At 45.8% G+C, this 15114-nt stretch carries 8 protein-coding genes and 1 other RNA gene; 4 read left to right on the forward strand and 5 right to left on the reverse strand.

The annotated features are described in order from the left end of the window. From VIN08_RS17115 to tsaD, 4 genes are all read right to left on the reverse strand, one after another. On the reverse strand, positions 1 to 371 hold a 371-nt coding region (locus VIN08_RS17115; RefSeq protein ID WP_331967494.1), incomplete at its 3' end, for an SH3 domain-containing protein. A gap of 14 nt (positions 372 to 385) precedes the next feature. Next, positions 386 to 847 (reverse strand): SsrA-binding protein SmpB, encoded by a 462-nt coding sequence (gene smpB, locus VIN08_RS17120; protein WP_331967496.1) that lies wholly within the window; start codon positions 845 to 847, stop codon positions 386 to 388. Between the two features lie 37 nt (positions 848 to 884). Continuing rightward, positions 885 to 1271, reverse strand: coding sequence for a thioesterase family protein (locus VIN08_RS17125; protein WP_331967498.1), 387 nt, complete (start codon positions 1269 to 1271; stop codon positions 885 to 887). Between the two features lie 81 nt (positions 1272 to 1352). Further along, a complete protein-coding gene (gene tsaD / locus VIN08_RS17130; protein WP_331967500.1) occupies positions 1353 to 2357 on the reverse strand; it encodes a tRNA (adenosine(37)-N6)-threonylcarbamoyltransferase complex transferase subunit TsaD in 1005 nt (334 codons plus the stop codon). A gap of 110 nt (positions 2358 to 2467) precedes the next feature. Between tsaD and VIN08_RS17135 the strand changes: the two genes are divergently transcribed. The 3 genes from VIN08_RS17135 (at position 2468) to VIN08_RS17145 (ending at position 8353) form a co-directional block, all read left to right on the forward strand. Next, positions 2468 to 6970 carry a translocation/assembly module TamB domain-containing protein gene (locus tag VIN08_RS17135; protein WP_331967502.1) on the forward strand — a complete coding sequence of 1501 codons (4503 nt, stop codon included), beginning with the start codon at positions 2468 to 2470 and terminating at the stop codon, positions 6968 to 6970. Next, positions 6933 to 7832, forward strand: coding sequence for a DUF2279 domain-containing protein (locus tag VIN08_RS17140; protein ID WP_331967503.1), 900 nt, complete (start codon positions 6933 to 6935; stop codon positions 7830 to 7832). Before VIN08_RS17135 ends, VIN08_RS17140 begins: the two co-directional genes overlap by 38 nt. A 107-nt stretch (positions 7833 to 7939) precedes the next feature. Further along, positions 7940 to 8353 (forward strand): hypothetical protein, encoded by a 414-nt coding sequence (locus tag VIN08_RS17145; protein WP_331967505.1) that lies wholly within the window; start codon positions 7940 to 7942, stop codon positions 8351 to 8353. A gap of 293 nt (positions 8354 to 8646) precedes the next feature. Here the strand turns inward: VIN08_RS17145 and VIN08_RS17150 are convergent, their stop codons facing one another. Beyond that, a complete protein-coding gene (locus VIN08_RS17150; RefSeq protein WP_331967506.1) occupies positions 8647 to 14460 on the reverse strand; it encodes a hypothetical protein in 5814 nt (1937 codons plus the stop codon). A gap of 223 nt (positions 14461 to 14683) precedes the next feature. On the opposite strand from VIN08_RS17150, the gene rnpB reads away from it, so the two are divergent. Next, positions 14684 to 15080: RNase P RNA component class A (gene rnpB / locus VIN08_RS17155), an RNA gene on the forward strand. Positions 15081 to 15114: the final 34 nt, after the last annotated feature.

The raw sequence follows: 15114 nt of genomic DNA on the forward strand, positions 1-15114 counted from the left end.
TTAAAGGCAAACTGCTCTTCCATTTTAAAAAGCTCCGAGCTCGAAATGGGTATCATACTCCCCATCAATATAGCCAGGGGACTTTTATTGTAGAGTAAACTGGAAGTAAGATCGGTCGTAATTTTCAGTTCCGACTTCTCCAGGTATTCGATATAGTCTTTCGAAACAGCGTGATGCTGCAACGCATCGATCCAGCCTTCGTACTGATCAAAGTATATACGTATACGCAGCCACTTGTTGTCTTTGGAGCGATCAATTACTTCATAATGATCTCCAAACAGAAGCTGTGTTGTCTGCTCCGCTTTATCGGACGGCTCTGCACGTACCGATAGTACACTGAGGCGACAAACACCATAGTCTAAATTCTCCATTATGAAATTCCGGTTTATGTTAGCTTAATGCGGCTCAGCTCTCGCTTCGCATCACGTTCGCGAATACTGTCGCGCTTATCATGAAGTTTTTTACCACGGCCCAAAGCGATCTCCAGCTTTGCCAGACCACGGTCGTTAATGAACAAACGCGTAGGCACCAGCGTTAGTCCTTTCTCCTCTACTTTTCCTTCCAGCTTTTTAATCTCCGAGCGTTTCAACAGCAACTTTCTCTCGCGGGTAGCATCGTGATTATAGTGTGTGCCCTGTGCATACGGTGTTATGTTTATACCTTTTACAAACATCTCGCCATTGCTCAGGTAGCAGTAGCCATCCTGCAGATTTACTTTACCCTCGCGGATAGATTTAATTTCTGTGCCCGTCAGTACCATGCCTGCTACATACTTATCCAACAGCTCATATTGAAAGCTGGCCTGGCGGTTTTTGATATTGATATTATCTGAAAAACGTTGTTTCATGTTCTATACTGTAGAAGCGCCTGTAAATATTTTTATACTATACGCTCCTGGTTAATATTCTTTCGAGTTTCTCTTTCTTTAAAATTTTCTGCCCTGTACTTCCTGTCGCTATCAAGCGGTCGCCTGCTGTGGCCTCGCATGTGCAGATCAGTTCATGGCCATTCAACTGGCTGATCCTGGCCGTGAAGATAATCTCTTCTCCGATAAAGGCCGGACTTTTATGATCGATGCTGAGGTGCGTTCCTATACCTTCTTCATCTTCATCTTTCATCTCCAGCACAAACAACCGTGTTGACCATTCTATCTCCCGCGCCAGCACATACGTTGAACATACCGGGTGTACTGTTTCTCCATGAAACGCTGCTACATCTTCCGGCTTTACCGTATAGTGGTATTGCTTTATGGAAGATGAAGGTTGTTTCATTCGAGAGGTTTGAAGTTCAGGTTCAAGGTTTCAGGTTTATAGTTCAAGGTTGAAGTTCAGGGTTGAAATATATAGTTTTCCTTATACGGGCATGCGGGCCAGGGGTGTTACATCCAGCGGGCAGAACTCGCTTCTCAGGTATTTATAGTGTGCTGCCATGGCAATCATACCAGCATTGTCCGTACAATATTCAAAGGCCGGTATAAATATATTCCATCCTTGCTTCTCTCCCATCGCTTTCAACTCATTCCGTAATCCGCTGTTGGCAGAAACACCGCCTGCTATAGCAATGTTCCGGATACCGGTTTGTTCGCTGGCCTGTCGTACACGCGTGAGCAGCATCTGTACCAGGTGATGTTGCAGGCTTGCACAAATATCGTTTATATTCTCCTCTACAAAGTTGGGATTCTTTACTTTTTGATCTCTCAAAAAATACAAGAACGCAGTCTTGATGCCACTAAAAGAAAAGTCGAGCCCAGGCATAACCGTCTCTGAAAATTTATAGGCCTTCGGATTCCCCAGCTTGGCATACTTGTCTATCAGTGGCCCACCGGGATAAGGCAGTCCCATAATCTTGGCGGCTTTATCAAACGCTTCTCCCACAGCATCATCATGTGTCTGGCCGATCACGTGCATATCCAGATGATCTTTCACCACCACAATCTGTGTATGTCCTCCGCTCACCGTCAGGCAAAGAAACGGAAAGGATGGTTTCGGGTCGTCTATAAAATGTGCCAGCACGTGGGCTTGCATGTGGTTTACCTCTATCAATGGAATGTTCAATGCCATCGCTAAACCTTTGGCAAACGATACACCCACCAGTAATGCACCCATCAGTCCGGGCCCACGTGTGAACGCTATGGCATCGAGTTCTGTTTTGTGTACGCCCGACTTTTCCATGGCTTCGTTTACTACCGCTACTATGTTTTGCTGGTGAGCACGCGATGCCAGTTCAGGCACCACACCTCCGTATTTTTGGTGCACTGCCTGTGAGGCGATAATATTATTAAGTACCTTGCCGTTTCGTATAACGGAGGCAGATGTTTCATCGCACGAAGATTCAATGGCAAGGATAACGGGACGCATGTGTTGATAGAATGAACCGGCAAGTTATCAAAAATAAAATTCGAAAAATACTGGCTTACCTTTTTGCGAGCACAGTCTTCCTGCTTATCTCAGGATTTCTGGTATTGCAGATGCCGCCCGTACAGAACTGGCTTGCCTCACGCTTTCTGAAAGATTTTACCAAAGTAGTTGGCTTCCGCTCTACGGTAAAGGGTTTTCGTATGCTCTGGTTCGATCGACTCGAACTCACCGGGGTAAATATCTATGACCTGGAAGGCAACCGGATGATCGGTGCCAAAGAGATCATGATCAACTTCAAGTTGTCGCAGCTTATACAGGGCCGCGACATCAACATCGATGGTATTTATGTAGACAGTGCGCATGTATACCTTACCAAGATTCACGAGAGCGATACTTCCCGAAATCTGAACATCAATGTATTCATCGATCGGATCAACGAAGGTTATTCTTCCGGATCGGGTGGTACCGGCAAAGCTCCACGCATTAATATAGGGGAAGCCTTTCTCAATCAAAGTCAGTTTACCTATATCAACCAGGACCGCGACTCTATTCATAACGGTTTCGACTATAATCACTTCTCACTGGCTGTAGACGAAGGTCACCTGAACAGCTTTGTGGTGCTGGGCGATACCACGGAGTTCCAGGTAAGTACACTGATCGCGCAAGACCTCAAGACTAAATTTACGGTTAAGCAACTGTCAACGTTCTTTCGCATTTCGCAGTTAGGCATGGAGTTTACAGGACTCAACGCACAGGCTGGTGAAAGCACTATATCAGATACGATCATCTTCCGCTACAATGCTCAACGAGACCTCAATGATTTTGTTGATAAGGTAAAGATCCATGCGAATCTGACGAACACGATCATCGATCCGAAAGATCTCGACCTGTTTGCTCCGGGTGTGCATCGTATCACACAGCCCCTCAAACTCAGCGGTATATTTAATGGCCGCGTAGATAAATTCAAGCTCAGTAAAATGCAGCTCGGTATAGGCAACACAAGTTTGAATGGTTCGCTGGATATGGAAGGGTTGCCCAACTTTAATGAAACGTTCATTAACCTGAACATGAACAATTCGAAGTTCGATCCGCGCGACCTCGCCTTTCTTTTCAACGATCGTACACTCGACAGGCTTCGTCCATTAGGTATACTTAATATGCACGGGCAGTTTCTGGGTTACCCGACTGACTTTGTTGCCAATGGTACATTCTCGGGCAAGCTGGGTATTATACGTTCGGATATAAACCTGAAAGTAAATGAAGAGAACATCGACTACTCGGTATATAAAGGAAAGATATCACTGTCGTCCTTTGATCTCGGCACCTACCTGAACGATACTGCGTTTTACCAACGCGTAACGCTTGACGGGCAAGTGAGCGGTAAAGGACTGACACAGCGCACTGCCGACTTCCTGTTGAATGGCAAGATCAGTTCGATCGGTATAAAAGGATATAACTATACCAACATTACTACCGATGCGCGTTTTGCTACCGGCTTGTTCCGCGGATTGGTAAAGATCAATGACCCGAATCTTGAATTGACGGTGCGCGGTTCGATGGACTTGCGTGACGAACGAAACGAGATACGTTTTCAGGCACAGCTTGATACGGCATACCTGCATCGCCTGAAGTTATCGAAAGATAGTCTCTTCATTCACGCTATAGCGGAAGCCGACTTTCAGGGATTAACGCTCGACTCACTCAAAGGTACTGCTCACCTGCGTGACCTTGTAGTACTCTATAAGGACAAGTGGCTTTCATTAAACGATGTGCAGGTTGACGCCCAGCGCGACCGTGGTAACAGGCTTTTCAAAGTACAATCTACTCTCGTTGATCTGGAAGCACGCGGTAATTATTATTACTCCGATATATCTTCGGATGTACAGTTACTGATAAAGGAAATCCTCCTCAACATCCGAAACGACAAGCATGAGATTGCTGAGTATTATAGTCAGAAAGCACGCAGACCGAAAACATACGAAGCGCGCATCTCGGTTGATCTGAAAAATATTACACCCATTGCCGAACTGTTCAATGCGGATGTACACTTATCGCCCAACACAAGGTTCGATGGTAAATTTACCAGCGGCCGCACTACGATCTTTAATATATACTCACAGTTCGATTCGCTGAAGTATGAAGGAAAAACCTTTGTGAAATCGGCTGTAGAACTTACCGTATCTAAAATTACTGATAGCACGAGCGTACTCTCCATGCTCACGATCAATTCGGATAAACAACTGCTGAGTAAAAATCTGCAGACAAAGAATTTACTCGCAGAAGCTATCTGGAACAGAAACCATATTGATTTCTCGCTGGATGCTGATCATGACGGCCAATCAAACTATATACGCCTGCAGGGAGATGTTGATTTTCAGAAAGACAGTACGGTAATATCAATGCATCCATCGGAACTGCAACTGCTGGAACGCAAGTGGCACTTTAGCGATAACAACTATATATCGGTGCGCGGCAGTGACTGGGGATTTTCAAATCTTGCACTGATGAACGATCAGCAGTCGATTAAAGTAGATGGTATGATATCGCAAGACCCATCGAAGATTATTACCCTTACCATCGACAATCTCGAGCTGTCGCTCTTTAATGTACTGACGAATAAAAAAATAAAAGGCATTACCGATGCCGATATCAACATGAGTAACTACTACAAGAAGCCGGTTATTCAAAACGACATCAGCATTCGGGAGTTTACGGTGGATGATTTCCTGGTGGGCGACATCATGGGTAAAAATCATTGGGATACGCTGGATCACAAGCTCGACATAAATATGTATGTAGACCGGATGGGAACTCGCATTGTTAACCTCACAGGCGATTACAATCCTTCGCGTGCAGACAGTCCGTTGAACATTACAGCTAACCTGGATAAAGCCGAGCTAAAGATTGTGCAGCCATTCCTTGAAGAATTTTTCACGCACATCGATGGTACTGTTTCCGGAGCGTTCAGCATTACCGGTCAACTGAATGAACCCGAGATTCGTGGCGAAGGTAAAGTGGCTGACGGGCAGATCATGATCAACTACCTGAAAACGCTATATCGCTTTACCGGCATCATTGGCCTCACGCCTACTTCTATATTCTTTAAGGACATTGAGCTTACCGATATACTTCGCAACAAAGGAAAGTTAAACGGTGCTATCACACATCGCAACTTCTATAGCATGGGTATAAACATGAAAGCGGAGTTTAAAAATTTCCAGGTACTTAACACAGCCATGAAAGATAACAGTCTCTTCTACGGGCAGGCGTATGCCACGGGCGATGTAAGCTTCACCGGTCCGCTCAGCAACCTGGAGATTTCATCCAACGTCCGCACAGAAAAAAATACGCATATATATATACCGCTCAGCGGTTCATCTTCTGTTGATAAAAAAGAGTTTATCACCTTCGTCAATTTCAAGGATACAACCTTTACCAAAACCGTAAATCATCCGGTTACCAAAAAAGTTAATATTACCGGTTTATCATTCAACCTCAACCTCGATGTAACACCTGATGCCTATTGCGAGATCATCTTCGATATGAAGTCGGGCGACATCATTCGTGGTCGCGGTGTAGGAGATCTTCGTCTGCAGCTCGATACAAAAGGAGAGTTCAATATGTTTGGTCCGTTCGAGTTCACCGAAGGGTTCTACAACTTTACACTATACGATATCATCAACAAAGAATTTATTATCAAGAAAGGAAGTCGCATTACCTGGTATGGCGATCCATACAAAGCCACGGTAGATATAGACGCAACCTATAATCAGTTAGCATCATTCGCCCCGCTGGTAGCGATGAACGATCCTTCTATAAAACTTTCGGAAGCACCACAATTACAACGCCGTTACCCGGTAATGGTATTACTCTCGCTCGATGGACCAATGCTGGCACCCGAGATAAATTTTGATATAGTAGCAAAAGACCTTCCGAAGAACGTAACCTCTAACTCCGGCCAGGTATATAATCTCGACCTGTTGTTTACCGCCTTCAAGAATAAACTGGATGAACAGGAATTGAAGCGACAGGTATTCAGTCTCATTGTACTGCGCAAGTTCTCTCCGGCCGAAGCGTTGAGCACCAGCGGGTCCGTTGTAAACAGTCTCAGCGAATTATTCTCCAATCAACTCAGCCACTGGATGAGCCAGGTGGATGAAGACCTCGTGGTAGATGTAGATATAGGGTCTATGGATGCCGAGAGCTTTAATACATTTCAGTTGCGTATGTCCTATACATTCCTCAACGGTCGCTTGCGCGTAACCGGTGATGGAACCTATAATAATATGAACTCCGCCACGAGCAACGCCACGCAACAGAACCCTTCGAGTCTTGCAGGTGACTGGACGGTTGACTATATGTTAACGGCCGATGGCAAGCTGCGGGTAAAGATGTATAGTCGCACCAACGTAAACCCTATACTTAGCTCGGTTAATAACCAGACGGCTATGACTACGGGGGCGAGTCTCATTCACACACAAAGCTTCAATGAGATACGCGACCTCTGGGTATCGGAACGGAAGAAACGCAAGAAGCAGCAACAATCCGAAGAACAGAAACCCGATGCTAACAAAGATGCAATCAAGGAAGAAGAAGGCGATGGTACGGAGTAAATGGATCGCGATCTTTTTGTTAGCTCCTTCCCTGTTGTTGGCGCAATCTGATTCTATACCGGCCGTTAACAAAAAACGACTGCGTGCCTTTACCATTACTTCTATTGCGGGCTATAGCGCAGCATTAACAGGTTTAAATTATCTCTGGTATAAAGATTCAAACCGCGAATCGTTTCACTTCTTTAACGATAACGCAGAGTGGAAACAAGTAGACAAGATTGGTCATTTTTACTCAGCATTTTACCTGAGCTATGGTACATCGCGCGGTTTGCAGTGGAGCCGTATGCCGGCACGCAAGGCCGATCTTATAGGAGCGCTCGCAGGCTTTGCTGTATTGGTACCCGTAGAGATCTTCGATGGATTCTCGGATGAATACGGTGCCTCTACAGGCGATCTTATTGCTGATGCTGCGGGAGCTGCCTTCTATCTCGGACAAACGCGACTATGGAATGAAGTACGTATATACCCGAAGTTCTCCTTTCATCGCACAGGCTATGCGCCACAGCGTCCGGATCTTTTAGGCGAAGGATTATCGGGCGAGATACTCAAAGACTATAACGGCCAAACGTATTGGTTCTCGGCAGATATGGATAAGTTTATGCGCTTTCCGAAATGGCTGAATATAGCCGTGGGCTATGGTGCGCAAGGTATGCTATATGCCCGCGATAATCAGAATATAGCAGCCGGCTATGCGCCACCTTATCGACAATATTACCTGGCGCTCGACTTCGATCTCTCGGCTATCAAGACCCGCTCGAAGGTTGTGAAGACACTCATCTTTATTGCCAACATGGTAAAGTTACCGGCCCCCACAGTGGAGTTCTCATCGCATGGTACGCGGTTCCACGCCTTTTATTTTTAACGGCTCTGCCTGCTTCCAGGCGCTGTTACCAAATGATTTACAGTTGTTTGATTCTAAATGCGCCAACTATTTTCTAACTTCCGGTATTAACCCTAATCTCACTGTTTATGGTAGCAACATTACCCGGCATTATGTATTATGTTGAGCAATACGCTGAACATATTGGAGGCCAGTACACCGACTATGATCACACCCGTTCTGTGATCGTTGTACCGTTAAATTCCAGTCGCTTTCAAACTGTATTGGCAAGTGTACAGATCAGTCCTGTCTCCGGTCGTGAGCAGGCGCTCTTCACATCGAAAGTATGTGAGTTCTCTCCATCCCTTGATCTGAAGGCATTGCTTGAACGAAATGCAAGCTTTGATTACAGCAAATTTATTCTCGAAGACGGCTATCTGAAAGTGGAATCTTCCTGCCTCGCAGAAACTGTATCGGAAGAACAGGTTCGCGAAATGATCCAGGAAGTAGCACAACTGGCAGATCACTATGAGATGAAGCTCACGGGCAAAGACATTCATTAGTCGTTGGCCGTGAATCGTTATCCGTTAATGGTTACTCGTTAAGAGTGGATCGTTATACGTCTGAAGAATACGCTGTAAAAAAGAAACCTCGAAGTTATTTGCTTCGAGGTTTCTTTTTTGTGCTATACTATATATCTGCTTCTGTTAACGACTCACGGATAACGAATAACCATTAACGGATAACAGAAAACCGAATATCGAACAAGGAACACCGATCAACGAATAATGAAGTATAAATGCCGCCTTCTAACGAATAACCGTTAACTGATAACGATTAACGATAACTAAATCCGTTACTTCTTCACAAATCGCGCTACCTGTCCCTTCTGATTCTTCACCAGGTATACACCTGCAGGAAGTTTGCTCACGTCTACATTCTTCACACCATCGGCTTTCATAACAATTACATCGAGGCTGCTGATGATCACGACATTTGCTTTTTGATTGAAATATAGTGTTTCATTGCCAACCGGGTTGGGATATAGCGTAAATGCCGGGTCCGCTGTTCCTTTACGGGTCAGCGATGTTATCCACGATGCTGATTTACCATCAAAGTCGGTTTGTGTTAAGCGATAGTATGATAATCCGGGATACGGTTCTTCATCAACAAAATTATAGGTCTTGCGAATGGTAGAGTTACCGGCTCCATCAATAGTCGTTATATATTCAAAATCCAACCCGGTAGATGAGCGCTCCAGCGTAAAGTAATCGTTGTTGATCTCGGTGTCTACAATCCAGTTAACCAAAGCAGTTGCTCCGTTGTCTTGTGCCCAGAATTTTTCGAGTGTTATCGGCAGTGGATTGGTTGGCGCTGTCGATGCCAACGTAAACGGACTAAAGCTGGTAACAGCAGCCGAGGTTGGTATAGTGCCGTTGGAAGTAGAACCACTAGCCCCACCGTTGCCATGACTTACCCATCCTGTACCATTCCAGCGTGCTACACGCAGGTCTGCCAGGTTTGTTATATACCCGGCACCACCGCAGGCATTTTCATTCCAGCTTAATGTAACCACTACGTTAGAGCCACCGGCTGCACGATCCAGTATCCAATATTCACAACCGCTTACCGTATAGAAGCTCGGATCCCAGGTAGCTTTACCACCATACGTCTGGCCAGTGAGAAAATATTGCGCAGTAAATTGCGATGATGCGGCAGGTGCAGCAATAGATATAGGTCTGTAATAATTACCGGCTCCTACCGGGAATGTAAATGCTGTCGTACCCGTCTTCCGCACCGGGCCATTTACATAGCTGTTGTTATTTGCACCACTCACAGATGTACCCGCAGGGAACAGCAGTAATGCCGTGGATGAACTGTTAAGTATACCTGAAGTAAAGGTAGCACTCGCGCCAATACTGATGTCTGTATTAAGTGTAACGGTGTTGGAAGTTTTGTTCATCACCAAACGTTGAAATACAGGCGTAACAGAGCCTGCTGTTTTACTGATAGCCTGTGCGTTGCTTCCGGTTGTTTGTATAATGCCGGTTCCCCCACCCAACGTTAAGGTTGTTGTACTGTTGATCGTGATATCGCCAGCAAAATTGTTGGTTTGATTATAGGCTGGTAAAAATGCTCCGCTTGATAGTTTGGAAAATGTTACCGCACCATTATAGGTATCGCCTGTTCCGTTTGCCAACAGCCATTGCGCTGTACTGTTGTTGATCAGCACCGTAGTTCCGTTAAAGGTGTTACCTCCGCTGGAAGTATTGGTAGTGACACCATTCTTCTGTACAGTAGCCGCACCGTTGAATGTAGCTCCGTTCAGCAACACCTGAGGCGATGTAGCCGTAACATCGCCATTGAACTGTACAGTAGGACCAAGCTGAAGTAATGCCGAACCCGTAAGTATAACATTCTGCGCGGTGCTTCCGGCTTGTGTAAAGCGTTGCATCCACAACGTTCCGGTTGTGAAACCAGTAGCTCCCACCGATATCGTTTTACCACTTGCAAGAGTAGCCGAACCGGATGTGTTTTCGCAGAAATATACTCCTGTGCCGGATGTACTGTTCACCGCTATATTTCCGTTGAATGCGTTGCTTCCTGAAAAAGCAGAGCGGATATACCCGGTTCCGGTGTTAGTCAGCGTTACATCACCATTGTAAGTACTGGCCGACAACAGTTCCAGCAGTATGGTGCTTGAACCACTGCTTATCAAAGTAGCCGTACCATTAAATGTATTGTTACCGTTAGTATATAATTGAGCACTGCTGCTGTTTGTAATGATAGCACTGCCTCCAAAAGTATTATTTCCTAAACCTGTATTGTTAGTGGCTCCGTATTTTTCGAGCAATGTAGTAGCCCCGTTGTAGCTGCATCCATCCAGGTATAATTGAGAGCCTTTAAAATCAACATTCCCATCAAAGCTTGAGGCTGGCCCTACGCGTAATATAGATGCGACATTCAAAGTCTGTGCAGTGCTACCGGTTTGCGTAAAGCGTGCGAGGCGCAATTCACCGGAAGTAAACCCGGAAGCACCAATAGCGATGGTCTTTCCTGCAGCAAGCGTAGATGTACCACCGTTCGATCCGAAATATACTCCACTCCCCGATGTTGCATTCACCGTAATGTTTCCATTATATACTGTACCCGCTACGTTGTCAGACAACAATATATAGGATGCCGTGCTGTTGTTATTCAGTGTAAGATCATTATTGAATGAATCGAGTGTAGTAACCCCGGAGCGTAACCATCCGCTGCCAGAGTTGGTCAAGGTAGTTACACCATTGAAGATATTGCTTCCGTTACTGTCATCGTTAGTAGCACCGGTCTTTTCGAGCAGCGTCACACCATTGTAAGTACATCCGTTCAAAAATAAACGTGGCGCTTTGAAATTAACATTACCATTAAACGTAGATGTAGGCCCGAGATATAGCGAGCTTGTTCCCGTTAATGTAAGACTTTGAGGCGTTGTTCCCAGCTGAGTAAAGTGTATCAGACTGAGTCTTCCTGTGGTAAGTCCGCTGCTGCCAACCGAAATAGTTTTCGTGTCAGCCAGTGTAGCCGTACCGGTACTTTCGCAGAAAAATATACCGGTTCCTCCTGTTGAGTTCACCACTATATTTCCACCAAAGGTGTTTGTTCCTAAATATCCGATGCGAATAGAAGAAGAACCGGTATTAGTAAAGGTAACGTCATTGTTATACGTACCACCGGAGTAACGCTCCAGGAGTATATCAGCCGAACCACTGTTGATGATCGAAGTAACACCGTTAAATATATTGTCGCCATTGGTGCGCAGGTAGCCGCTGCCACTATTCACAATAGTAGTTGTCCCTCCAAAAACATTGGCTCCTGTACCTATATTGGCAGTGGCTCCGGTTTTCTCCAGGTAAGCTGCTCCATTATAAGAAGCACCATCCAGGTATAATTGTGGCGATCTAAAATCAACATTGCCATTGAATGTACTGGTTGGTCCTACACGCAGCAGGGCTGTTCCTGTAAGAGCAAGTGTCTGGGCTGTATTGCCTACTTGTGTGAAGCGACTCAGACGCAATTCACCGGAAGAGAAACCACCTGCTCCCACGGCTATCGTATAACCATCCGAAAGTGTTGCCGTAGCACCGTTGGTCTCTGCAAAATATATAGCCGTACCGGTAGTGTTACTTACCGATACATTTCCACTAAAGGTAGTGCTGCCTGCATAAGCCATGCGTATACTGGACGTACCGTTGTTGATCAATGTAAGATCACTATTGTAAACACTGCCTGAAGTATACTCAAGAAGAATCTGGTTACCGGTACTCAGCAACGTAGCAGGTCCGTTAAAAGTGTTGCTTCCATTGGTATACAGAAAAGAAGAACCGCTGTTTACAATAGTAGTGTTTCCTGAAAATATATTTCCGCCAAGTCCGGTGTTACCATTGGCGCCTGTTTTCTCCAGGTAGTTTGTAGTACCGTTGTAAGTAGCTCCATCCAGGAGAAGTTGTGGTGCTTTAAAATTTACATCGCCACCGAAAGTAGTACTCGAGCCTACACGTAATATCGATGAAGCTCCTCCTAAGGCAAGCGTTGATGCGGCTGTTCCCAGCTGAGTAAATCTGCGGAATCGTAATTCACCCGAAGTAAAACCTGTGGCTCCTATGGAAACACTTTTACCCGCGGCCAGCACAGAACTCCCGGCTGTGTTATTGGAGAAGTATATACCTGTGCCAGAAGAAGCATTCAGAATTATATTGCCATTGAAATTATTCGGACCCGAATTGTGTGCAAGGTAAATCAGGTTCGATCCTGAATTGGTTACCGTAAGATCACCACTGAATGTATCAGCCGTTGTATTCGCCAACAGAAAATAACCCGAGCCTGAATTAACGATGGTCGCAGTGCCGCTAAACGTATTGCCGCCATTGCTGGCATCATCAGTTGCTCCGGTCTTTTCAATATAGGCCGATCCGCCATAGGTACATCCATGTAATCGAACACGAGGCGAAGCAAATGTTACATCGCCTCCTATCGATGAGCCGGGACCAATCTGTAGTATAGCATTGCCGGTAAAGGTAAGCGACACCGGTGTAGTTCCGTTTTGTGTAAAGTTTGAAAGCTGGAATGTTCCGGCAGAAAATCCGGCAGCACCAACAGTTATAGTATAGCCCGGCATCATCGTAACAGTTCCGGTTCCTGCAGCCATATCTATACCTGCAGATGTAGTACTGTTGATCGTTACATTGTTATTGAAAATAACATCGCCTAAGTTACCAACAAAGAACTCACCGTTATTCGAAGAGCTGGAAGTAAAAATTACCGGGCCGTTAAAAGTTGTCAGTGTACCTGCGTCGTAGCTGATGTGTACATCACTGGTGTTACCATCACTGGTAAAAGAGGTGGTCCCGTTAAAGGTTACTGAAGAACCTGTGAGTCGCGATACCTGCACGCGGTTGGCATCTACCGTAGGATCACCCGAACTATAGAATGTAGCATTCGCATTGAAGACGGTTCCGGCAGAGCTTTGCCCTACACGAATACGACCACCGCCCAATGCATGAAAGGTAGCATCCGCCTGGAATGTATCGCCTGCATCGGCACTGTTCGAGCCGAGCACAAGATCAGCATCACCCGTGTTTGTGAAGTCCGTTACACCCATGAAGAGATTTCCTCCACGTGAATTACCCGTATTGCTGTCGCTGGTTTGTGTAAAGGTTCCGGTGTTGTTAAAGGTACTGCTGTTAAAAATCAGCACCGGAGAAGAAGTTGTTAACGCACCATTGAAGACAGAAGAGGGTCCTAACGTAAGTGTAGCCGTACCGTTGCCTGCCAGTATAAGCGACTGACTTGTACCGCCTGCCTGCGTAAAGCTCGATAATTGTAAATTACCACATCCCGAAGCACCATAACTCGCTACACTGATGGTTTGCCCTGCGGCCAGTGTTGAAGAACCTCCGTTATACCCGAAGATCACCGAGCCGGTAGAGTTATAGTTAATCGAAACAGAACCGTTGAGTATATTTCCTGCAGAAGCCCGCGCGATCATGATAGCAGCGGTACTGTTGCTATTGATCGTTACAGCACCATTGAAAGTATCAGGAGATGTTCCTCCTAATTGCAACTGGCCCGAGCCTGTGTTGGTAAGAGTAACTGCACCGCCAAATGTATTTCCACCGGTACCATTATCATTGGTAGCACCGCTTTTCGTAATGTCTATATCTGCTGTAAAAACTGATCCGCTGAACAGCACACGGCCTGAACTACCATTAACCGTAGCAGTAAATTGTGTTCCCTGAAAGGTTGTAAGACCGGCCGTGTTCAACGTTAGCGAACCGGTAGCCCCCGAGTTGGAAACTGTACCAACTGCAAAGTTATTGGTACCCGTGGTGGTGAGTATATTTCCATTGAGATCAATTGTGCCGGTATAATTTGTAATCATCGACATGCCGCCAACGGTCGGGCTAATGTCCAGCACGCAGGTTCCGGTTCTTCCTCCCGCACCATCAAAGATGGCTACATTTCCGCTGCCGGGTACAGATGCTCCCCCGGTTCCTCCGGAGGCCGTTGACCAGTTTGCAGAATTGTTCCAGTTAGACGATACGGTTGATATCCAATAGCGATTTTGAGCTATCCCTTGATAGGAAATGAATAGCGCGGCCATTACAGCCAGGAGGTAAATTTTTTTCATGGTTTTGGGCTCCCAGGAATTTTATGCCAATATATAACGAATTGGTACGAGTGGTAACATATATGTTTAAATTATCACTTCTAGCATGGTAATGGCGATTAAATTCCACGTATTACGTGAGACATATTCCAGCGTGTTACTGCGTTTAGGCTATACGTTGGAATCAAATCTCTAAAAGAGACAATCAATTCCCCGGCATATTTCGGATCTTATTACCTTTGCATCAGCAAGCCGCCTTATCGCTCTCGCAAGAGGGAGGAAAGTCCGGGCAACACAGGGCAGCGTACTTCCTAACAGGAAGGTCTTGTTGAGTTATATCAGCGGGAACAGACAGTGCCACAGAAAACAAACTACCTGATCCCGACTTGTCGGGATTGGGAAAAGGTGAAAAGGTGAGGTAAGAGCTCACCGCTCTGATGGTGACATGAGAGGCATGGTAAACCTTACGCGTTGAAAGGTCAAATAGGCTTCGGTTGGAGCGGCTCGTTCCATATATCAGCAATGATATATACCGAAGCGGGTAGACTGATTGATTCCGGCTGTGAGGCCAGGAACAGATAAATGATAAGGACTCCCGCTCTGCGGGATGACAGAACCCGGCTTATAAGCTTGTTATTTTTAAACCTGCTTCGCGAATGCCCAGCAGGTTTATTT

It is taken from the genome of Ohtaekwangia sp. (assembly GCF_036568665.1).
In the GTDB taxonomy this organism is placed as follows: Bacteria; Bacteroidota; Bacteroidia; order Cytophagales; family Cyclobacteriaceae; genus Ohtaekwangia.

Excerpts from the sequence above, each read along its gene's own strand:
- tsaD (WP_331967500.1), bottom strand. The coding sequence starts at position 2,357 with ATGCGTCCCGTTATCCTTGCCATTGAATCTTCGTGCGATGAAACATCT.
- smpB (WP_331967496.1), bottom strand. The coding sequence starts at position 847 with ATGAAACAACGTTTTTCAGATAATATCAATATCAAAAACCGCCAGGCC.
- VIN08_RS17135 (WP_331967502.1), top strand. The coding sequence starts at position 2,468 with ATGCCGCCCGTACAGAACTGGCTTGCCTCACGCTTTCTGAAAGATTTT.
- VIN08_RS17150 (WP_331967506.1), bottom strand. The coding sequence starts at position 14,460 with ATGAAAAAAATTTACCTCCTGGCTGTAATGGCCGCGCTATTCATTTCC.
- VIN08_RS17145 (WP_331967505.1), top strand. The coding sequence starts at position 7,940 with ATGGTAGCAACATTACCCGGCATTATGTATTATGTTGAGCAATACGCT.
- VIN08_RS17140 (WP_331967503.1), top strand. The coding sequence starts at position 6,933 with ATGCAATCAAGGAAGAAGAAGGCGATGGTACGGAGTAAATGGATCGCG.
- VIN08_RS17125 (WP_331967498.1), bottom strand. The coding sequence starts at position 1,271 with ATGAAACAACCTTCATCTTCCATAAAGCAATACCACTATACGGTAAAG.